Source organism: Jeotgalibacillus proteolyticus, from assembly GCF_050107735.1.
GTDB classification, from domain to species: domain Bacteria; phylum Bacillota; class Bacilli; order Bacillales; family Jeotgalibacillaceae; genus Jeotgalibacillus; species Jeotgalibacillus proteolyticus_A.
The window spans coordinates 38104-58681 of record NZ_JBNILO010000001.1 but is presented as its reverse complement, the minus strand read 5'-3'; the positions used below and the strand labels follow the sequence as shown (position 1 = coordinate 58681).

The window sequence follows — 20578 nt, the reverse complement described above, 5'->3', positions numbered from 1 at the left end:
CACCCCCGCCTTTCCAGCTAAATTGATTTTCTTCCCTCTATTGGTTTTCAGGGCAATCCCTTACTTCGTCACAGTCCGTCCGATTACAAGACGCTGGATCTCCTGTGTACCCTCATAGATTTGTGTGATTTTCGCATCGCGCATGAAACGTTCAACCGGATAATCCTTCGTATAGCCATAGCCGCCGAATACCTGAACGGCTTCTACCGTTACTTTCATGGCCGTGTCTCCAGCGAACAGCTTTGACATCGCGGACTCTTTTCCGTAAGGCAGTCCTTCTGACTCAAGCCAGGCTGCCTGATACGTCAGCAGGCGGGAGGCTTCAATGCCTGTGGCCATATCGGCAATCTTAAAGGAAACGCCCTGGTTGGCAAGAATCGATTTCCCGAATTGCTCCCGGCCTTTTGCATAGTCAATGGCTGCATCCATTGCCCCCTGCGCGATTCCTACAGCCTGTGCGGCGATCCCATTCCGGCCGCCGTCAAGTGTCATCATCGCGATCTTGAAGCCTTCTCCTTCTTTTCCAAGGAGGTTTGCAGCAGGGACTTTCACATGATCAAAAATCAATTCGGTGGTTGGAGAAGAGCGAATGCCCAGCTTTTTCTCTTTTTTACCGACTGAAAAGCCCTCATAGCCTGCTTCCACAATAAATGCGCTCATGCCGCGGGTTCCCTGAGATGGATCAGTAACGGCAAAAATGATATACAAATCGGCTACTCCGCCGTTCGTAATCCACACCTTTGAACCGTTTAATACATAATGATCTCCATCCTTCACCGCTTTTGTTTTCATCGATGAAACGTCCGACCCCGCTCCCGGCTCAGATAATCCATAGGCGCCAAGCATTTCACCCTGAGCAAGTGCAGAAAGGTAATGCTTTTTTTGTTCCTCTGTTCCAAATTTAAAGATCGGCCAGCTGGCAAGGGAAAGATGCGCAGACAGTGTCACACCTGTTGATGCACATACACGCGAAAGCTCTTCAACTGCAATGACATACGCTAAATAGTCACTGCCGATTCCGCCGTACTCTTCCGGCCACGGAATGCCTGTCAGGCCAAGCTCAGCCATTTTATCGAAGATGCCGCGGTCAAAGCGCTCTTCTTCATCCCGCTCGGCAGCTGTTGGCGCCACTTCTTTTTCAGCAAAATCACGGACCATTTTCCGGATCATTTTGTGCTCTTCTGATAATGTAAAGTTCATGGTTTTTCCTCCTAGCAATCTCGTAAATTATTTTGTGACATGTTTGCTGATGACGATGCGCTGAATTTCACTTGTTCCCTCATAAATCTCACTGATTTTCGCATCTCTAAAATAGCGCTCAACAGGATAATCTTCTGTGTAGCCATTTCCTCCGAAAACCTGAACAGCTTCGATCGCATTGTTCATGGCGGTGGTTGATGCAAACAGCTTGGCAATGGATGCCTCTTTCCCGCACGGCTTATCCTGTGCTCTAAGGGAGGCCGCCTGATAAACGAGCAGACGCGCTGCTTCTGAGGCCGTTGCCATATCCGCTAGCTTAAACCCGATGCCCTGCTGCTGCGCGATCGGCTTGCCGAATTGGACACGTTCTTTTGCATAAGCACACGCCGCTTCATAGGCAGCTTCTGCAATGCCCAGTGATTTGGCTGCAATGCCGATTCTTCCTGTATCCAGGTTTCCAAGAGCAATCTTAAAGCCCTCTCCCTCTTTGCCCAGCAAATTCTCAATCGGCACCTTCATATCTTCAAAGGTTAGCTGTACGGTGCGTGAGCCATGCAGTCCCATTTTTTCTTCGTCTTTCCCGACAATAAAGCCTGCCGTCTCTTTTTCTACGATAAAAGCAGAAATCCCTTTTGTTCCTGCAGCAGGATCCGTAATCGCAAAAACAATATACGTATCTGCTTCTCCGCCATTTGTAATGAAGATCTTTGATCCGTTCAGTACATAGTGATCATCTTTTTTCACTGCTTTGGTTTTCAGGCTTGCAGCATCAGAGCCTGCGCCGGGTTCTGTTAAACAAAAGGCTCCCAGGTGCTCACCTGATGCAAGCTTTGGCACATACTTTTGCTTCTGCTCTTCATTGCCATAATAAAGTATCGGATTTGTGCCTACAGATGTGTGGACAGAAAGGATGACCCCTACCACCGCACTTACTTTAGATAGTTCATGTACGGCAATGATATAAGAAATAAAATCCATTTCAGACCCGCCGTATTTTTCCGGAACGGAGATGCCCATTAAGCCCAGCTTCCCCATTTTCTTTACGATATCACGGGGAAATTCCCCTTTTTCCATTCGTTCTATAAAGGGTGTGATTTCTTCGCGAGCAAAGTCGCGGACCATTTTTCTCATCATTTTTTGTTCTTCCGTAAATCTCAGTTCCATCCCCGGTTCCCCCCTGATGTTAGTCGTACACGTAAAAGCCTCGGCCTGTTTTCTTGCCCAGCCAGCCGGCTTTTACATATTTTCTGAGTAATGGACAGGGACGGTATTTGCTGTCGCCAAATCCTTCGTGCAGGATTTCCATAATGTATAAGCATGTATCAAGACCGATGAAATCTGCTAATTGCAGCGGACCCATGGGATGATTCATGCCCATTTTCATGACATCATCTATCGCTTCTTTCGTGGCCACTCCTTCAAAGAGGGTATAGATCGCTTCATTGATCATGGGCATCAAAATGCGGTTTGACACAAATCCAGGGAAATCATTGACTTCAACGGGTGCTTTATTTAATGTTCTCGTCATTTCTTCAACCGCCAGATAGACTTCATTTGCAGTGGCAAGGCCCCGGATAATTTCTACGAGTTTCATAACCGGCACCGGGTTCATAAAATGCATGCCAATAACCTTTTCAGGACGCTTCGTTGCGGCAGCTATCTCCGTAATCGGGAGAGATGACGTATTTGTCGCAAGGATTGCGTGAGCCGGTGCAGCCTGATCAAGCTTCTTAAAGATCTCCGTTTTTACTGTCATATTTTCCACAGCCGCTTCAATAATGATATCCGCAGCGGAAGCATCCTGAATATCAGTGGATCGGCTGATTCGTGACAGACAGGCGTTTTTTTCTTCCTCTGTCATGCGGCCCTTTTCTACGGAGCGGGAAAGATTCTTTTCGATTCCAGCAATGCCGCGCTCTAAAAAATCGTCTTTAATATCATTTAACGTTACTTCATATCCCGCCTGGGCACAGACCTGGGCAATCCCTCCGCCCATCTGCCCTGCACCAATAACCATTACTTTTTTGATCGTCATCAAATCTCTCCCTTCACTTCAATCAGAACAGCATCTCCCTGACCGCCTCCGCTGCAAATAGAAGCGATGCCGAGTCCGCCGCCTCTTCTTTTCAGTTCATAGGCAAGTGTCAGGATCACGCGTGCACCGCTTGCTCCAATCGGATGGCCAAGTGCGACCGCTCCTCCGTTTACATTTACTTTTTCAGGATCGAGATTGGCGATTTTCGCGCTGGCTAAAGCGACGGCTGAGAAAGCTTCATTAATTTCAATCAGCTTCACTTCTTCCAGGCTGCGTCCTGTTTTTTCAAGAAGTTTATTAATCACAAGACCAGGTGTTTGCGGAAAATCTTTCGCTTCAACCGCAACCTCTGCATGACCTAAAATCGTCGCAAGAATTGATTTGTTTTCTCTTTGTGCGCGCTCTTCACTCATTAAGACCATTGCACAGGCCCCATCGTTAATTCCCGGCGCATTCCCCGCAGTAATGGAACCGTCTTTATCAAATGCCGGACGCAAACCTGAAAGTTTTTCTAAGGAGGTATCGAGCCTTGGCGATTCGTCGTTTGCGATGGTCACAGGTTCTTTTTTGCGCTGGGGCACTTCAAGCGCTACAATTTCTTCAGCAAAGATGCCTTTCTCGATCGCTTTTCCGGCCCGCTGATGGCTTCGCAGCGCCCATTCGTCCTGCTGCTCTCTCGTCAGACCGAATTCTGCAGCTGTTGAATTTCCGTAGTTGCCCATATGAACATGATTAAATGAACAGGTTAATCCGTCGTGCACCATCATGTCTTTTACCGCCGCATCTCCCATTCTAAATCCGCTTCTTGCTTTATCCATAAAGTAGGGAGCATTCGTCATCGATTCCATTCCGCCTGCCACGATTAACGATTCGTCCCCTAAACGAATCAGCTGATCGCCTAATGTGACACTTCGCATCCCAGAAGCACATACTTTGTTAATGGTTTCGGTTTTCACTTCCCATGGTATTCCGGCTTTTTGCGCTGCCTGTCTGGAAGGAATCTGCCCCTGCCCTCCCTGAAGAACAGTGCCCATAATCACTTCATCTACTTCTGAAGGTTCGACTTTTGCACGCTCCAAAGCTTCTTTAATCGCAAAGCCCCCTAAATCTGATGCAGAAAATGAAGACAGACCACCTCCAAATTTTCCAAAAGGAGTTCGTGCCCCATCAAGAATTACCGTTTTCCCCATTGTTCGTTTCCTCCCTGTTTATAAAGTAAATTGACTGAGCGTTCGCTCATAAAGCGTTCAAAAGAAAAGGGACACCCTGCGTCCCTCGGTTATAAGAAATGTTTTGCTTCCGTTTTAATTGTAAGCGATTACATCATTTAAAAACAAGCAGGTTAAGCGAATTTCCGCTTAACCTCTATGATTAGGCAATGTCTACTTTCCCTGTTCCTATAATGCTTCTTTCCAGGAGTTCCGCTACGTCGTACGTACCGACCTCTTCTTCCACTTCTTTTGCTTTTGTTCCATCCGACAGCATCGTCAGACAGTATGGACAGCCGGAGGAGATGACTGAAGGCTGCACTTCAAGCGCCTGTTCAGTACGGGCGACATTTACGCGATGCCCTTTATCTTCCTCCATCCACATTAAACCTCCACCTGCGCCACAGCACATGCCGTTTTCCCGGTTTCGTTTCATTTCAATCAGCGTTACACCCGGGATGGCTTTCAGGATCTCACGCGGTGGATCATATACTTCGTTGTATCTTCCTAGATAACATGAATCATGGAACGTTATTTTCTCGTTTACTGCATGAACCGGCTTCAGTCGGCCGTCCTTCACAAGCTGTGCGAGGATCTCAGTGTGATGGTATACTTCTGCTTTTAAGCCAAAGTCCGGATACTCATTTTTAAATACATTGTACGCATGCGGGTCAATGGTGATGATCTTTGTAATTTCATTTTTTTCAAACTCGGCAATATTCGCGGTCGCAAGTTCCTGAAATAAAAACTCATTTCCAAGTCTTCTTGGCGTATCTCCGGAGTTCTTTTCCTTGTTTCCAAGAATCGCAAATTTTACGCCTGCCTCGTTCAGCAGCTTTGCAAAAGAAAGTGCGATTTTTTGGCTGCGGTTGTCAAATGAGCCCATTGAGCCGACCCAGAACAAGTACTCAAAGTCTTCGTCGGCTTTTTTCATTTCTTTAATCGTTGGAACGATGACATCTTCACGGGCTTCACGCCAGTTTTCACGCTCTTTCCGGTTCAGCCCCCATGGATTGCCCTGACGCTCAATGTTTTGTATGGCTCTTTGTGCATCCGGATCCATTTTTCCTTCTGTTAACACAAGGTAGCGGCGCAGATCGATTATCTTATCAACATGCTCATTCATCACCGGGCACTGGTCCTCGCAATTGCGGCAAGTTGTACAGGCCCAGATTTCTTCCTCCGTGATCACATCGCCGATCAGGCTTGGGTGATACATATCAAAGGCTGCTTCCTGACCTCCGCTCTCAGAGGCAGCTGCCACCTGATTGCCTTTTGTATTGGCAAAAGCAGGCACCGGCACCCATGGAGATTGAGAAGTAATCGCTGCGCCTGTAAAAGTAAGATTGTCGCGAATTTTTGTAATCAAATCCATCGGCGACAGCATCTTGCCTGTTCCGGTGGCAGGACACATATTTGTACAGCGTCCGCATTCCACACAAGCATATAAATCAATCAGCTGAAGCTGTGTAAAGTCCTGAACCTTCCCAACTCCGTAGGTTTCCTGCGTTTCGTCTTCAAAATCTATTTTGTTCAGTTTGCCCGGATTATCAATGCGGTTAAAATACACATTGGCCGGACCGGCAATTAAGTGAGCATGCTTAGATTGCGGAACATACACTAAAAACCCAAGCAGGAATAAAAGATGCGCCCACCATGCAACATAAAACAGCACAACTGCAAAGCCTTCACCAAGCCAGCCTGTAGCCCCTGCAATGAGGGAAGCAACCGGCTCCGTCCACGTTAAATCATGGTTCAGCCAAACAAGTCCTGCACCATTTCCGATTAAAACAGACAGCATTAATCCGCCAATAAAAATCAGCACAAGGCCTGATTTAAATCCCCTTTTCAGACGGACAAGCTTCTCCATATATCTCCGGTAAAACGCCCAGCCTACTGCCACCAGGATCATCAGGGTGACAAGTTCCTGAAAAAACGTAAATCCAGGATAAAAAATACCAAGCGGCAGATGCGCTCCAGGAACGAGACCTTTATAAATAAAATCTATCGCACCAACCTGCACCAGCAAAAATCCATAAAAGAACATAACATGAATGATGCCGCTTTTTTTGTCTTTGAGCAGCTTTTTCTGGCCAAATACCTGAACGATAAACTTCTTCATTCGCACTTTGACATTATTATCAAACTCAGTTTTCTTCCCAAGCCTAATGAATTCATACCGTGTTTTCACTAAATAGCCGAACAAATAAATTGCGTAAGCGGTTACAAGAATAAACGCAATCCAATTGATAATAAGCAATATATTCCCCATGATTGATGCACTCCTCCCCTTTGCTGCTAAATTAAAAAAATTCTGTCTATGTCTATTATATAATGAATGAGCATTCAGTCAATGTTTTTTCATTGATTTTCTTCTATCCGCTGCTTCATTTCACCTTGCTTAAAGACGTGTTTCAGGCTCCTTTTTCCCGCTGTTCCTGCCTTACATGGGCTGGATTCTTTTGTAATCTTCTGCTTAAGAGCTATTTTTGAAAAGAATGGGCATGCTAAAAAAGAGGAACAGGAGGTAGTCGAATGAAGGTTCTAAAAGTTTTTGCTATTCTACTTATGATTATTGGCTGGCTGAGGCTGGATTGGCTTATGGGCATGCATTCCCTTAAACGTAAGCGCAGATCCTCTGTTTATCCTTGGAGAAAAGGTGAAATGAATTTTTATGATGACGGAGTTGCATGGATGAAATCGCTTGAGCTTGACATCATGGAAGCAAAGCGTTCAATTTGTCTTTTATTTTATATTATAGAGCCTGATGAGGTAGGAAGACGGCTTTTTTCTCTATTGGAGGGCCGGGTAAAAGATGGGATTGAGGTTCGAATCCTATGTGATGCGCTCGGCAGTAAGAACATGAAAAAATGGGTTAAACCCTTGCAGGAAGCAGGGATTCATATTGCCCTCAGCCGCCCGCTGATTTTTAAAGGTTCCCTGTTTTCCCTGCAGCGGAGAAATCACAGAAAAATTGTCATCATTGATGGGGAAATCGCGCATGTTGGCGGCTTTAATATAGGGAGGGAGTATGTGAACCTGGATCCTGTCCTTTCTCCCTGGCGTGATTATCACCTCCGCATAACAGGCTCCGGTGTAGAAGATTTGCTTTCTGAGTTTCAGATTGATTGGCAAAGGGAGTTTAAGAAAACTCAGAATCACTTTGAGGCGGTTTCTCATGAAGCTAAAGGCTCTTTTTCTTATCAGATCGTACCTTCAGAGCCGGTCAATATGGAAGCCTTTATGCTGGACCTATTTGATCTGGCGCAAAAATCGATTTTTATTGGCACACCTTACTTTATTCCAACTGAGAAGCTCTTCTCTTGCTTAAAAAATAAGCTGGCACAGAATATTAGTATTACGATCCTTGTACCGGGCACACCGGACCATGCACTGGTTCAGCCTGCATCCTATCATTTCTTGAGAGAATTGATTGACCTTGGAGCGCATGTTTATCAGTTTGAGCATGGATTTTACCACGCAAAAGTGCTGCTGATTGATGAGAAACTTTGTGATGTGGGAACGACCAATTTTGATCGTAGAAGCATTTTAATAAACGATGAATTAAATGTGCTGACAACAGACCAAAGAATTATTCTTCAGGTTCAGCAAAGCATTCAAAAAGATCTGCAGCATTCAGTGCGCATTTCAAAGGATCAGCTAAAGCCGGAGGGAATCGGCGGCTCGGCGATGGAACTCGTTGCGCGTTCTTTTTCCCACCTTCTTTAATTTCTAATTAAAGAAGATGCTTTTAAAGTCTTTTTCCTAGCATGAAACATGTTGCCGGGCCGGCTGATTTAACAGGATCAGACTGAAAAGGCAAGTCTGCCTGCTGCCAGCCGTACTGAATATGCATTCTCTCCCATTCGAACGCAATTCCCTTTGATCCCACCGGCCATAAAACAGCTGTGTTGGGGTCTTTTGCTAACTCTGCGGCTTTTGACAGAGAAGCAATCTTATCAGGAAACATCAAAACCTCTTTTCCAACAAGCGGCTCTCCTTCTAATGTCCACTTCAGCTCTTGAGAAGGCTCGAAATGGCGGAACCGCTCACCGATGACGGTAACGGAAATGGCTGACTGAAGCATATTAACATTTGATTCTGTACTGCCGGACACGCTAACATCCGCCAGTCCCATTTCCTGAAGACCAAGGCTGATGCCATTACAAAGACCCTCCCATGCTTCGTTACCGCAGAAATTATTTAAAAGAACGAGTTTGGGCAGTGCACCGGCAGAAAGAGCATCCAGCACAGCGGTGCGAAATGAAAAGTACGCGACGGTCTCATAAGGAGCCTGGACTTCGTCCAGCTCCTTTTCGCCGATGCCGCCGCTGTTGTCAGTGGTAACCACCCAGTCATTTTTTCCTGCGTTCCATTGGACTGCATTCCTTCCGGTCATAGACGGTTTCATTGCTCTTCTTTAGGTGAGCGTTTACCGGTGCGAAAAACCTTTGCACTCCGTATATATTCCACATCCGCTACACCGTCTCTTGCATTAACTGCACGAGCACAGGCAAAAAGGTAGTCAGAAAGACGGTTCAGGTACTGCTGCGGCGCCGCTGGAAGTGCCGGATCTGCCTTCGCAAGCTTAACTGTCAGTCTTTCCGCTCTTCTCGTAACCGTCCGGGCAATATGCAGCGATGCAGAAGCGGCTGTTCCTCCGGGAAGCACAAATCGCTCAAGCTCAGGAGATTCGTCCATTAACTGGTCAATGCGGAGCTCGAGCTGATCAATTGCTTTGGCATCCAGCTTCCATTCCTTTTTCGAAGAAACATTCGCCAGGTCTCCCCCCGCATCAAATAGTTCATGCTGAATCGCTTCAAGGTCTTCCACAATGTCCTTGAACTTTGTTTTGTCGAGTTCTGCTACTGCCTTCCCTACAAAGCTGTTGACCTCGTCAATCGTGCCGTAAGCTTCCACTCGGATATCATCCTTGTCTACTCTCCCGCCTATCAGACTTGTCTGGCCTTTGTCTCCTGTGCGTGTGTAAATTTTCATGTTTCTGCCTCCTCCTGTTTTAGCTCTTCTCCTATACCATACCAGACTCGTGTAACTCGGCAGGACATTTGTGCGCTGTGTTGAAAGCACCAGCCTGAAAGATCCCGGGCCCTTCTCATGGTATGATCCAATGGTACAATTCCTTTTGACTGATCTGTTCCCACAAGCATGACGCTTCTCGTTTGGTTCTTCTTTTCCCATAGATTCAATTGATCAATCCAGTTCTTAAAAGCTTCCACAATCTCATCATCCTGTAACGGTCCATGGCATTGATGCAGCACCCAGTCTTCCATAGAAAACCACACTAAAACGTCATGCTGCAGTCCCTTTAATGACTTCTCAGGTGACCATTCCATTACTTTTTCATGAGGACGCTTTGTCCTTTTGAGCTCATCTTTTACCCATTGCTCCTTTCCGTTATAGGCACCGCCGATAATGAAGTGCATCTCTCACCCCTCCTAAAGGCTTCGCGATCAGCCCAATAGAGTGTCATTCCCTGCCCATGCAGCGGTTTCCAATCCCAGAAGGATTTTTTCTCAGGAGCAAGCGCTGTGAGCAGCTGTCGAATGGGGCCGCCATGTGAGACAACCGCTATTTTTTCTATGCCGTCCTGATAACACCATTCACGGATCATGTCCCATGCGGCTTCTATACGTTGGGAAAATTCAGCAAACGATTCTCCGTTTTCCGGGCGCATTTCCTGAGGGTTTTCCAGCCACATTGAAAAATCCTCTCTTTTGGATAATTCATCTGCCTTTTTGCCTTCCCAGCTCCCAAAATGTATTTCGCGCAGCCCTTTATGGTAAATCTTTTTATCATGAGGGAACAGAAAGTCTGCAGATTGTACACAGCGTTTCAAGTCACTTGAGATGATCCGGTCAGCTTCTGGACGGAACCTCTTTGTACGCTTGAGAAGCTCAATCCCTTCTTCAGCTACTTCAACATCTGTCCAGCCAATATATACCTTTTCAAGATTTTCTTTTGTTACCCCGTGACGATAGAGAGATAGCTCCACACCAGTAACAGACTCCATAATTCTCCTCCTTCTAATCCGGCGCCAAGCAGGTCACCGTTGATTCCGCCAAATTGTTTAACTGCAAAACGCCAAAGGATCACCGAAAAAATAAGAAAACCGGCCACCAGAAGGATTAACAGCTTCCAGTCCATCAAGCCAAATGCCAGCGCAGGGAGTACTAAGGCCCCAGTCCCCATGATTAGCGGAATTTTCATATGTTTGGGATGAAGCGACTGCCTTAGATAATAAGCGATACCCTCTTCTTTGGCGAGTGGAGCGGCAATTAGTAGTACGCCCATCATCACTCTGGATAAAATCGGGATCCAAATCAGCCAGATTACAGATTCCTCAAACTGACTAAAAAGATCTACTAGCAGTACACCTTTCGCCGCAAGCAGCACCACTAAAGACAGCACACCAAACGCCCCAACATGCGGATCCTTCAAAATATCTACTCGCTTTTCAAGGCTGCTGTATGAAAAATAAGCATCGCTTGCGTCTGTCCAGCCATCCAGATGCAGCCCGCCAGACCAAATGATAAATAAGACCCAGACAAGAAATGCTTTCATGAGCGGACTCATGGAAAATATAGATTCAGCTGCTTCGGCCGTTCCAACAATCGTCCACCCAATTATAAATCCGACAGCCGGCAGCATGCCAATCATCCACGGAACGGTTCGCTGATTTAGCTCTATTTCTTTGGTAATGGGCACAACAGTGAAAAACTGAAAAGACAGCATTAACCCTTTAAAAGTATTCTTCATACAGGCAGCCCCATGATTTCCCGGATTTTCTCCCAATCAAGATAAGGCTTCAGCTTTTCCGCCAGATCATCATACACATCTTCTTTAGGATCCTCTCCCATTGTACGGGTTAGACCTTTTGATACTCTGATTTCATTTAATAAATAGTTTCTTGCTTCTTTTTCGCGAAAGATATCGTGAAGATAGGTGCCGATGACTCTGTGCTCCGGTGCCCAGATTCCATCTTTTTCACCATTTTCATAAACGATCAGGGCCCGGGAAGAAAAAGAAGGCTCCACTATTGTTTTGCCTAAATGTATTTCATAGCCGCTTACGCTTACAACCGGCTGCTTCTCCATAGGAAGGATCACGCCGGTGCGGCGAATGACGGTCTTTTTTTCTTCAAAAATCGTTTTGGATGGAATCAGGTTAAAGCCTTTTTCCTGTAAATGAACAATTCCTGAATCCACGCCATGCGGATCGATCAGTTCTGTGCCCATCATCTGAAAGCCCCCGCATATTCCCATTATCCAGGCGCCATCCTCATGAAGCTGTTTCATCGCCTTCTGCCAGCCGTTTTGTTTCAGCTGCTTCAAAGAATGAATGACACTTTTTGTCCCGGGTATAATCAGAAGATCAGGCTGTGCGGTCAGCTCCTCAGGACGCCTTACCCATTGAAGTGAAACATCCTCTTCGTCCAACAGCACTTCTATATCTGTAAAATTTGAGATATAAGGAAGATCAATCACTGCAATTTTCAGCGCTTTGGACGGATCACCCCGCCCTGCTTTCAGTGCTTTGACGCCAAGAGAATCCTCCTGTTCAATGCCGTGATGAGAAAGCTTTGGCAGCACCCCCACCACCGGCAGACCGGTATGCTCTTCAATCCATTTTACCCCATCATCAAATAACGCTTTATCACCGCGGAACTTATTAATGATGATTCCTTTCACTCTGCTCCGGTCTTTTTCACGAAGCAAGGAAAGTGTGCCTGAAATACTGGCAAAAACGCCTCCTCTTTCAATATCTGACACAAGCAGAACCGGCACATCCGCCATTTCAGCAACCATCATATTAACCAGCTCCCGGTCGAGCAGATTCATTTCAACCGGACTTCCGGCGCCTTCTATTACGATGGCATCAAAGGATTCTTCAAGAGTGTTTAAAGATGTCTCAATTGCTTTCTTTGCTGTGTTGTAAAAGTCACTGCGATAAGACATGCCGCTTAATGAATCGACTCGTCTCCCAAATAAGACCACTTCTGATGCACGGTCATTTTGCGGTTTCAGCAAAATCGGATTCATCCAAACGGAAGCCTCAACTTTCGCTGCTTCAGCTTGAATCCCCTGTGCCCTGCCTATTTCAAAACCGTCCGTTGTGACATATGAATTATTCGACATATTTTGAGATTTAAATGGAACGGTATTTATACCGTCTTGGACAAGCAGCCGGCAAAACAACGTTGCGATCAGGCTTTTCCCGACATCTGATGACGTACCTTGAAGCATGATTCCCTTCAATCCTTCCACTCTCCCTTCCGGATCAGCGGAAGTCCCGCTTCCATTTCAATCGCGATGTCTGAAATGCTTACCGCCGCCTGATGAAGCTCCCCTATTTTCTTTTGATAAACAGCTGTCATGCCTTCAGTAAAGACCGGCTCCATCAATACTTCATTCGAGACGATAAAAAGAGTGTCCACTTTTTGTTTAATACAGTTAGCCCATTCTGTCCATTCGTCCATTAAAGAAAACAACCGGTCTTTGTGATCATGCCTGATTAATTCGTTCGTCAGCCAGGTTGTCAGGCAGTCCCAGACCACTACATCATTCGGGTTAATGGCATCGATCGCCTCTATCAGGTTAACCGGCTGTTCGATCGTGAGCCAGTGATCCTTTGAACGATCGCGCTGATGCCGCTCGATCCGGCTTCTCATTTCGGCATCAACCCCAACACCGGACGCAAGATAGACGAGCCGCCGGTTATATTCCCTTGCCCTGTGAAGCGCTGCCTGCTCCGCCCAGGTTGTTTTGCCGCTTCTAACCCCGCCGATAACGGTGATCATCCTTCCTGCTGCCATTTTTTCACCGCCTGCATAAACTGATCATTTTCTTTTTGTGATTTAATTCCCGCTCTGAGCCAGCGGCCCTCCAACCCTAGGTAATTTTCGGTGTGGCGAAGCACAATTCCCTTACCTAAGAGCCATTTAAATAAATGGGGTGTTTTTTCAGGGTCAGGCGGCTGTAATAAAAAATAGTTTGCTTTACTTTCAGAGGTGCGGAACCCTATAGTTCTAAAATAATCCAGGATCCGCTGACGCTCTGCTTTTATGTAAGATCGGGTCTTTTGCTGAAAGGCAGAATCCTGTAAAACCTCTTGACCTGCGAGCTGTGCGAGCGCATTCACATTCCAGTGCGGCAAAAGCGCAGAAATTTCACTAAGCACGTCTTTATTGCCGAGCACGTACCCAAGCCGAAGTCCCGCCAGACTGAACATTTTTGTCATGGATCTGAAAATCAGCAGATTCGGGCTGCCGGTCCAATCGCTCATGGAGTGTTCTTCCCCCAGCATATCAATAAACGCTTCATCCAGCAGGATCATCCCATTGGAACGTTCTGCAAGGCTTAGCCATTTTTCCAGAAGTTCAACTTGATAGACCATGCCGGTCGGATTTACGGGATTACAGATAAAAAGAGAATGTCCCTGGGACAGAAATGCTTCAATTTCCACTGAATCAACCTGCCAATTGGCGTGCTCATCTGTATAAAATCGTTGAAGCTTCGCGCCGTTTGCCAGAATGACTCGTTCATATTCACTGAATGCGGGATGGATGACACCGATCGTTTTGTGCTGCCAAAGCTTTGCAGCCACCATCATTAATTCTGCTGCCCCATTTCCCATCACCACCTGGTTTGCTTGGACGCGATGAAATGATGCAACTACCCGTTTCACCGTCTGTCCTTCAGGATCCGGATAAGATGAAATCACCTCAAACCACTCAGACCAGCGCTCTTTCATGATTGACGGCGGTCCAAGCGGGTTTGAGTTCTCACTTAAATCAATAATAGATGATGGAATGGGTAGATTCATTTTCTCATAAAGCGTCTGGGGATTAGCCCCATGGGAAGGCAATGACATACAGTATTCCCCCTAACCAGCAAATAAGTAAAAACAACATAATCGTCCGATTCATGATGAGCAGCGATTGATGAATATGATGAACGGTTAATTTGTCTGTTCCCAAGCCGATAATCGGCCTATTGGAGGGAATCCCCTGATAGGAATTCGTGCCTCCGAGCTTTATATTAAGCAGCAGCGCAACCGCTGCTTCACCCCACCCGCTGTTAGGGCTAGGGTGCTTTTTTGCTTCTTTAGGAAGTCTTTTGAATAAATCTTTAAGCGAGTGCACTGATTTTTTCATAGTTAAAAGCATCACCCAGCCCGTTATTCTCGCGGGCACCCAATTTGCTAGATCATCCATTTTTGCCCAGGCCCAGCCATAGTCATGAAATCGCTCATTTCGATACCCAACGATTGAATCACCAGTGTTAATCGCTTTGTAAAGCCAAATGCCAGGCGCTCCTCCAAGAAAAGCCCAGAAAAGCGGAGCGGTGATTCCGTCGCTGGTATTTTCGGCCACCGTTTCAACGGTTCCTCTGACAATCTCCTTTTCCTTGAGCTCGTCTGTATCTCTTCCGACGATCCAGGAAAGCTTTTTTCGTGCTTCTTGCAGATTCCCTTGTTCTAATGGCTTTGCCACTTCAAGCGCTGCTTCTTTTAAGCTTTTAGCTGCAAGTGCAGAGGTGATCAAAATAACTTCACTAAAAAAGCCTGCCAACCAATGAATCCAGTACGCAGTCCAGATTAGTCCACCAGTGAAAAATAAAACCAGAAGGAGAGCGAAAGCAAGATGCAGCACGCCTTTTGTTTTTCTGTATTTCCCTTTATTCCATTTTCGTTCTACAAATAAAATAAAAGACCCGATCCATCTGACAGGATGCGGCCAGGAAGGCGGATCTCCGATTATACGATCTGCCGCAAGTGCAAGCGTCATGGCAGCCAAATGCGCGATGATCATTTACGTGCCGCTCTTGCGTTTTCTGTAGACTTCAATGGCTTCAACGGTGCACTCAACGATTCCTCTTCCAATCATTTTACCGAGGGCTGTAACTGGTCCTGCGTACTGTACATATTCCCCCTTTTGAGTGGCTGCTACCAATAAACTGTCTGTTGAGGTGCCTGTTGCAAGAGTTTGTGTAATGGGATCTTTGACGTTCAGCTGCTGCAGCGCTTTTACTTTTGCTTCTGTAGCTGTCATCATCGCCTGAATAAAAGCCTCATCAGACAATTTTCCATTGACGAAAATCCAGCTGTTTATCGTGCCGGCTGTCTGCTTATCATTCCGCTGATGCGCAAGGGATACATCCACTGCATTTCCCACTCCGGCCGTAACGGCCACAACGATTGAGAGTTTTTCATGTTCAAACTCCCGGATCACAACATCTTCCACCACGACAGCGGTCATCATTCCAACTGTGTCTGCCGCACTCCATCCATTTTCATCCGCATAGCGGCACATATCCTCATAGCTGTCCGCACATTCATAATCCATCGGCACATGCCGGTTAACAAAGTGACGGTGCCAACCAAGTCCTGCACCAATGACAGCAGAAGATAGTGTTTTTAAGATGTGGGGGGCAGTTAAAAGAACGTGCTGGCTGCTCACCTGAAAAAGGTCTTTTCGTATGATTGAACTGCTTTCTTGACCATGCTCAGGCAAAAGCGTAATCTGAGGCTTTGGCAGCTCGGGATGGATCTGGGTCTCTACCCGCGCCTGATACACCTTTTCAACAATGTCTTTTTTCAGCACATCGCCTGGTGAAGAAAGGCGAACGGTTTTCCCGTCATGCAGCAGCAGCAGACGGTCGCAATATAAGGACGCAATATTCAAATCGTGAAAAATGGAGACGACCGTCAATTCATGCGTAGCAGTCCATTCCTTCAGTAAATCAAGCAGCTGTTTCTGATAGGAAAGATCAAGATGGTTGGTCGGTTCATCAAGCAGGAGCAGCTTCGGTTCCTGCGCCAGTGCCTGCGCTAAAAACACACGCTGTCGCTCCCCGCCTGAAAGGTCCTGAATCGACTGGTGCTCAAATTCGCTCACACCGGTCTGATTCATAGCCTCAGTCACCGCCGCTTCGTCTTTTTTTGTCCACGGCGCAAACATTCCTTTTTGGTGCGGGTATCTGCCCATGGATACCGTTTCTCTTACCGAATAATCAAACGTATGGCTGTGAAGCTGCGGCAGGACGGCGATTTCTTTTGCCAGTTGCTTAGATGAGTAGGCACCCAACTCTTTTCCCCTGAACGTAATGGCCCCTTCCTTTACTGGCAGAATTCCACTGATCATTTTCATCAGCGTTGTTTTCCCGCTTCCATTCGGGCCCAATATTCCGAGTATCTCCTGCTGTTCTACTTCAAAAGACACCTTTTCCACTACCGTCCGTTCACCGTATCCACCGCTTGCATCTCGTACATTCAGCATAGCTACCCTCTACTTTCCCGTCGCTTTTTAATCAAAATCAGTCCGAATACAGGTGCGCCAATTAATGCCGTAATCACACCGATCGGCAGCTCTGTCGGGGAAATAATGGTTCTCGCTGCTAAATCACAAACAATCAGCAGACTTGCCCCATTGATCACAGAAAGGGGAAGAACATGCCGATGATCAGCCCCCCATGCCATTCGGACCATATGAGGCACCACCAGGCCAACAAAACCGATGGTGCCAGATACCGCTACTGCCGCTCCTGTCAGCAAAGAACCGGATGCCAGCACGACATATTTTCTCAAACGGACATTCACGCCAAGATGCTGCGCACGTTCTTCGCCAAATGCCATGGCATTCAACTCCCGCGCATTCCACATCAACAGGAAAGACCCAATTATGAAAAAAGGCGCAATCAGACGGATATATTCCCAGCCGCGCATTGACACGCTCCCAAGCAGCCAGTTAATAATCTGCCTGAGTTCTTCTCCCGTTAACGCAATCATTAAAGATAAAATGGAGCCCAGAAAAGAACTGAATATGATTCCTGTTAAAATGATGGTTTCCATTTTCATCGACCGCTCTACAAAACGGGCAAACCCTAACACAATAAAGAGCGTTGCAAGAGCTGCTAAAATACTGACTACAGGCAGCGTAAAACTGCCCAGTCCAGGCAGTGTAATCCCAAAAAAGATCGTCATCACTGCCCCGACTGATGCCCCTGAAGACACACCCAGTGTATAGGGGTCTGCCAGTGGGTTTTTCAGCAAGCCCTGAAAGGAGGCACCTGCAATCGCCAGCGATGCCCCTACCAGCGATGCCAGCACTACCCGGGGAAAACGAATATCCACCACGATGGTTTTAAGCGTTTGGTCCAGTTCCCCGTGAGTGCCAAAAAGAGAGCCCCAAAATATCTGGAGCATCTCTTTTAAGGGCACTTGTACCGATCCTATCGTGATCGCCAGACAAAAAGCGATCACCAGGAAAATCGATGAAAGTGAATAGCCTATCCATACTTTATTCGCCAAAGACGTCCGGGTAGATGGCTTCAGCAAGCTCTTGTGCTCCTTCTACTAATCTTGGACCTGAGCGATTAACTGGGTCAGATGAAACCACGTGAAGATCTTCGTTTACGACTGCCTCCACTTCACTAAAGCCTCCGTGACCTGTCCATTGTGCAATCGGATCTTCTACGAATTCACCATATGTTAATACGACGGTTTCCGGATTGCGGCTTACGATTTCTTCTTCAGACAACAGCACAAACCCTTCCTGATCCTCTGCCACATTATCGGCTTGAATCAAATCAAGCATTTCCTGCATAAAGGTATTGCTTCCTGCCACATACACTTCCGGCAAGCCTGACACATCAATCAACACCTCTTTGCGATCTTCTTCTGAAAGATCAGCTGCCTTCTCTTCAATCTCAGCAAAACCATCCTGCATATCTGTTACGACCTGTTCTGCTTCATCATTTTTTCCTGAAATCTCGCCAATCATGGAAATCGTTTCATAAACCTGATTAAATGAAACGGCGTTTTCAATCACAACCACCGGAATTCCAGCTGCTTCAATTTGCTGCAAGCCGTCTTCCTGCATCGAATTTGAGTCATGCGCAAGAACGACGTCCGGCTCAAGTGAAATAATTTTCTCCACATTAAATTCCATTCCGCCTATTTTCTCTCTATCCTGCACTTCTTCAGGGTAGTTATCAAAATCAGAGACTCCTACAATTTCTTCGTCCAGTCCTAGTGCAAACGCAATTTCTGTGTTGCTCGGAATCATCGATACTATTTTTTCAGGCTGCTCCTCAATGGTCACTTCCTGGTCTCTGGCATCCGTCACCGTTACAGGAAATTCTCCTTCAGGTGCCGCCTCTTCTGTCTGCTCCGTCTCATTTTCTGTATCAGGCTCTGCTGCAGGCTCCGCATCACTGCAGGCTCCTAAAAGACCTAATGCTACAATAAAGCTGCTGATCCATTTCCAATTCTTCATGCCTTTTCCCCCTGTTTATACTCTCTTTTTTGCCATGCAGCGAATCGTAAAAGCGTCGTACATCAAAGAATATCCGCCAGTATCTTTGCCAGCCGTAAACACAAAAAAACATCTCACCGGAAGGAGATGCTGGGTTGCATAAAGAATCGCTTAAGCAAAGTGCTCAATAAAACGAAGCCTGCAACACCGGCCTATCCTCGTAGGCTGTCTGGTGTGATGAATGCAGGCAGGTTTCCTGGCTTAATGGCTCTGTTCATCGCCCCTTCCCATAGCGCAGTGCTACAGTGGTGACCGGCAATTCACTTCCATTTTACAGTGGCGGGACCGCGCTGGGTTTTCACCAGCTTCCCTTTTAACTCTTTCCTTAAAAAAAGAGCACCTGCATCCGTCCGTATCAAAATGTTTTTTCTATTAGCATTATAGCAAATATCGACAGATGAAGCACACTAATTTAAAAAGCGCTTGAAAAGGAGATCAGCTCACTTCCATTGCAGGCGTATTCTTATCGTTTAATCAGGAGGTGGCACCCTTTGATTTTATGGCATCTTCACGAGTTCACCATTCTTTTTACCACTTGAGCCAGAGCCTTAATTAGATTGTTTTCCTTTTTAAAGGCTTCAATATTCATTAAATACATACTAATTGTTAAAAAAGCTTGACTGGAGGTAAGGCCTGAAGCGCAGCGAACCGGTCAAAGAGCTTGAGACATTTTTGTCCCAAGCTCTTTGTTGTTTTCTCCACTCTTATTTTTTAATTTCAAGCGGGCGCAGGGATGCTTCGATTTCTTTGCGGCGGGGCTCTAAAAATGGCGGCAGCGCCAGCGATTCACCGAGGTGGTCCATGTCTTCGTCTGTTGCAAAGCCTGGCTGATCCGTCGCGAGTTCAAAAAGAATGCCATTGGCTTCTCTGAAATAAATCGAACGGAAATAAAAACGGTCTACCTCACCTGATGTCTGCAGACCGAAGCTGCGCAGACGGTCATCCCACTTATCATACTCTTCATAGGTTGGAATGCGGAAGGCAACGTGATGAACACTTCCTCTTCCCGGACGCTCCGGTGGAAGGTCCGGCCGTTCTTCAATATGCACTTCGGCTCCTGTGCCGCCTTCTCCAACAGACATCACCTGAATCGCGGGGAAATCTCCTGCATTTGATGCATATTCACCTGCTTTTTTAAAGCCAAGCACTTTTTCCAGTACTTCAATGGTGCGGTCTGCATAGCGCACCGTCAATGTGACGGGACCAAGTCCAACGATTGCATGCTCCTCAGGGATGCCAGCGCCAGTCCAGGGGATCCCTGGTGCTACCCCTTCTTCTCCGTTATCCGCTACCAGCATCAAGCGCGATCCCTCATTGTCTTCAAAATAAAGCGTGTCGCGATTCGCACGTTTTTGAATATCCTCATGCTTAATAGAAAGCTCTTCAAATCTCCCTTTCCAGTAGTGAAGCGAATCGGTAGTTGGTACACGGAAAGCCGTATTTGAGATACTTGAAACTCCCGGATACGTTCTTCCTGCCATCGGAATATCAAAATACGTCATATCTGTTCCGGCACTTCCTACCGCATCAGCGTAAAACAAATGATAGGAAGATGTACTGTCCTGATTTACGGTTCTTTTAACTAAACGCATCCCAAGCACACGGGTGAAGAAATCATAATTTTCCTCCGCTTGTCCTGTTATAGCAGATACGTGGTGAATTCCGGTTACATTCATAATTAGCTCTCCTTTTTAATTATCTTGAATTCGAGATGTTTAAATTGATTATAATATGCTTTCCCTTATAATGCAAGCAGTTCGATTAGTTGATGCATGAAAAAAAGCCGACCCCTCTTAAACG

19 protein-coding genes and 1 riboswitch are annotated in these 20578 nt (G+C 46.5%); of the genes, 1 reads left to right on the top strand and 18 read right to left on the bottom strand.

Annotation, left to right across the window (positions count from 1 at the left end):
- Nucleotides 1–60 precede the first annotated feature (60 nt).
- From ACQCT8_RS00300 to ACQCT8_RS00280, 5 genes are all read right to left on the bottom strand, one after another.
- Nucleotides 61–1200 (bottom strand): acyl-CoA dehydrogenase, encoded by a 1140-nt coding sequence (locus ACQCT8_RS00300; RefSeq protein ID WP_426867711.1) that lies wholly within the window; start codon nt 1198–1200, stop codon nt 61–63.
- Between the two features lie 27 nt (nt 1201–1227).
- The gene (locus ACQCT8_RS00295) at nt 1228–2364 is read right to left on the bottom strand and encodes an acyl-CoA dehydrogenase (protein ID WP_426867710.1); all 1137 of its coding nucleotides are present in this window, start codon (nt 2362–2364) and stop codon (nt 1228–1230) included.
- A 19-nt stretch (nt 2365–2383) separates the two neighbouring features.
- A complete protein-coding gene (locus tag ACQCT8_RS00290) occupies nt 2384–3235 on the bottom strand; it encodes a 3-hydroxybutyryl-CoA dehydrogenase (RefSeq protein WP_426867709.1) in 852 nt (283 codons plus the stop codon).
- Entirely contained in the window at nt 3235–4425 is a 1191-nt protein-coding gene (locus tag ACQCT8_RS00285; protein WP_426867708.1) for an acetyl-CoA C-acetyltransferase, read from the bottom strand. Before ACQCT8_RS00285 ends, ACQCT8_RS00290 begins: the two co-directional genes overlap by 1 nt.
- Nucleotides 4426–4606: 181 nt before the next feature.
- Entirely contained in the window at nt 4607–6715 is a 2109-nt protein-coding gene (locus ACQCT8_RS00280) for a (Fe-S)-binding protein (RefSeq protein WP_426867707.1), read from the bottom strand.
- A gap of 263 nt (nt 6716–6978) precedes the next feature.
- Here ACQCT8_RS00280 and ACQCT8_RS00275 point away from each other — a divergent pair, with 263 nt between their 5' ends.
- Nucleotides 6979–8172, top strand: coding sequence for a phospholipase D-like domain-containing protein (locus ACQCT8_RS00275; protein ID WP_426867706.1), 1194 nt, complete (start codon nt 6979–6981; stop codon nt 8170–8172).
- Nucleotides 8173–8194: 22 nt separating this feature from the next.
- On the opposite strand, the gene ACQCT8_RS00270 is transcribed toward ACQCT8_RS00275, so the two are convergent.
- From ACQCT8_RS00270 to ACQCT8_RS00210, 13 genes are all read right to left on the bottom strand, one after another.
- Nucleotides 8195–8854, bottom strand: a complete 660-nt coding sequence (locus ACQCT8_RS00270; RefSeq protein WP_426867705.1) for an ATP-binding protein — start codon at nt 8852–8854, stop codon at nt 8195–8197.
- Nucleotides 8851–9441 carry a cob(I)yrinic acid a,c-diamide adenosyltransferase gene (locus tag ACQCT8_RS00265; protein ID WP_426867704.1) on the bottom strand — a complete coding sequence of 197 codons (591 nt, stop codon included), beginning with the start codon at nt 9439–9441 and terminating at the stop codon, nt 8851–8853. Before ACQCT8_RS00265 ends, ACQCT8_RS00270 begins: the two co-directional genes overlap by 4 nt.
- Nucleotides 9438–9887 carry a hypothetical protein gene (locus ACQCT8_RS00260; protein ID WP_426867703.1) on the bottom strand — a complete coding sequence of 150 codons (450 nt, stop codon included), beginning with the start codon at nt 9885–9887 and terminating at the stop codon, nt 9438–9440. The genes ACQCT8_RS00265 and ACQCT8_RS00260 overlap by 4 nt, the downstream gene beginning before the upstream one ends.
- Nucleotides 9839–10474 carry a histidine phosphatase family protein gene (locus ACQCT8_RS00255; RefSeq protein ID WP_426867702.1) on the bottom strand — a complete coding sequence of 212 codons (636 nt, stop codon included), beginning with the start codon at nt 10472–10474 and terminating at the stop codon, nt 9839–9841. The genes ACQCT8_RS00260 and ACQCT8_RS00255 overlap by 49 nt, the downstream gene beginning before the upstream one ends.
- On the bottom strand, nt 10426–11220 hold the full coding sequence (locus ACQCT8_RS00250) for an adenosylcobinamide-GDP ribazoletransferase (protein WP_426867701.1): 795 nt from the start codon (nt 11218–11220) through the stop codon (nt 10426–10428). The genes ACQCT8_RS00255 and ACQCT8_RS00250 overlap by 49 nt, the downstream gene beginning before the upstream one ends.
- Complete coding sequence (locus ACQCT8_RS00245; RefSeq protein ID WP_426867700.1) at nt 11217–12728, bottom strand: cobyric acid synthase; 1512 nt, start codon at nt 12726–12728, stop codon at nt 11217–11219. The genes ACQCT8_RS00250 and ACQCT8_RS00245 overlap by 4 nt, the downstream gene beginning before the upstream one ends.
- Entirely contained in the window at nt 12716–13276 is a 561-nt protein-coding gene (locus ACQCT8_RS00240; protein WP_426867699.1) for a bifunctional adenosylcobinamide kinase/adenosylcobinamide-phosphate guanylyltransferase, read from the bottom strand. Before ACQCT8_RS00240 ends, ACQCT8_RS00245 begins: the two co-directional genes overlap by 13 nt.
- A complete protein-coding gene (locus ACQCT8_RS00235; RefSeq protein ID WP_426867698.1) occupies nt 13258–14334 on the bottom strand; it encodes a pyridoxal phosphate-dependent aminotransferase in 1077 nt (358 codons plus the stop codon). Before ACQCT8_RS00235 ends, ACQCT8_RS00240 begins: the two co-directional genes overlap by 19 nt.
- Nucleotides 14309–15274 carry an adenosylcobinamide-phosphate synthase CbiB gene (gene cbiB, locus ACQCT8_RS00230; protein ID WP_426867697.1) on the bottom strand — a complete coding sequence of 322 codons (966 nt, stop codon included), beginning with the start codon at nt 15272–15274 and terminating at the stop codon, nt 14309–14311. The genes ACQCT8_RS00235 and cbiB overlap by 26 nt, the downstream gene beginning before the upstream one ends.
- Nucleotides 15275–16741, bottom strand: coding sequence for an adenosylcobinamide amidohydrolase (locus ACQCT8_RS00225; RefSeq protein ID WP_426867696.1), 1467 nt, complete (start codon nt 16739–16741; stop codon nt 15275–15277).
- Nucleotides 16742–16743: 2 nt separating this feature from the next.
- Nucleotides 16744–17799 (bottom strand): FecCD family ABC transporter permease, encoded by a 1056-nt coding sequence (locus tag ACQCT8_RS00220; RefSeq protein WP_426867695.1) that lies wholly within the window; start codon nt 17797–17799, stop codon nt 16744–16746.
- Nucleotides 17762–18739, bottom strand: coding sequence for an ABC transporter substrate-binding protein (locus ACQCT8_RS00215; protein WP_426867694.1), 978 nt, complete (start codon nt 18737–18739; stop codon nt 17762–17764). The genes ACQCT8_RS00220 and ACQCT8_RS00215 overlap by 38 nt, the downstream gene beginning before the upstream one ends.
- 208 nt (nt 18740–18947) lie before the next feature.
- Nucleotides 18948–19137: riboswitch (cobalamin riboswitch) on the bottom strand.
- Between the two features lie 345 nt (nt 19138–19482).
- On the bottom strand, nt 19483–20454 hold the full coding sequence (locus ACQCT8_RS00210) for a ring-cleaving dioxygenase (RefSeq protein WP_426867693.1): 972 nt from the start codon (nt 20452–20454) through the stop codon (nt 19483–19485).
- Nucleotides 20455–20578: the final 124 nt, after the last annotated feature.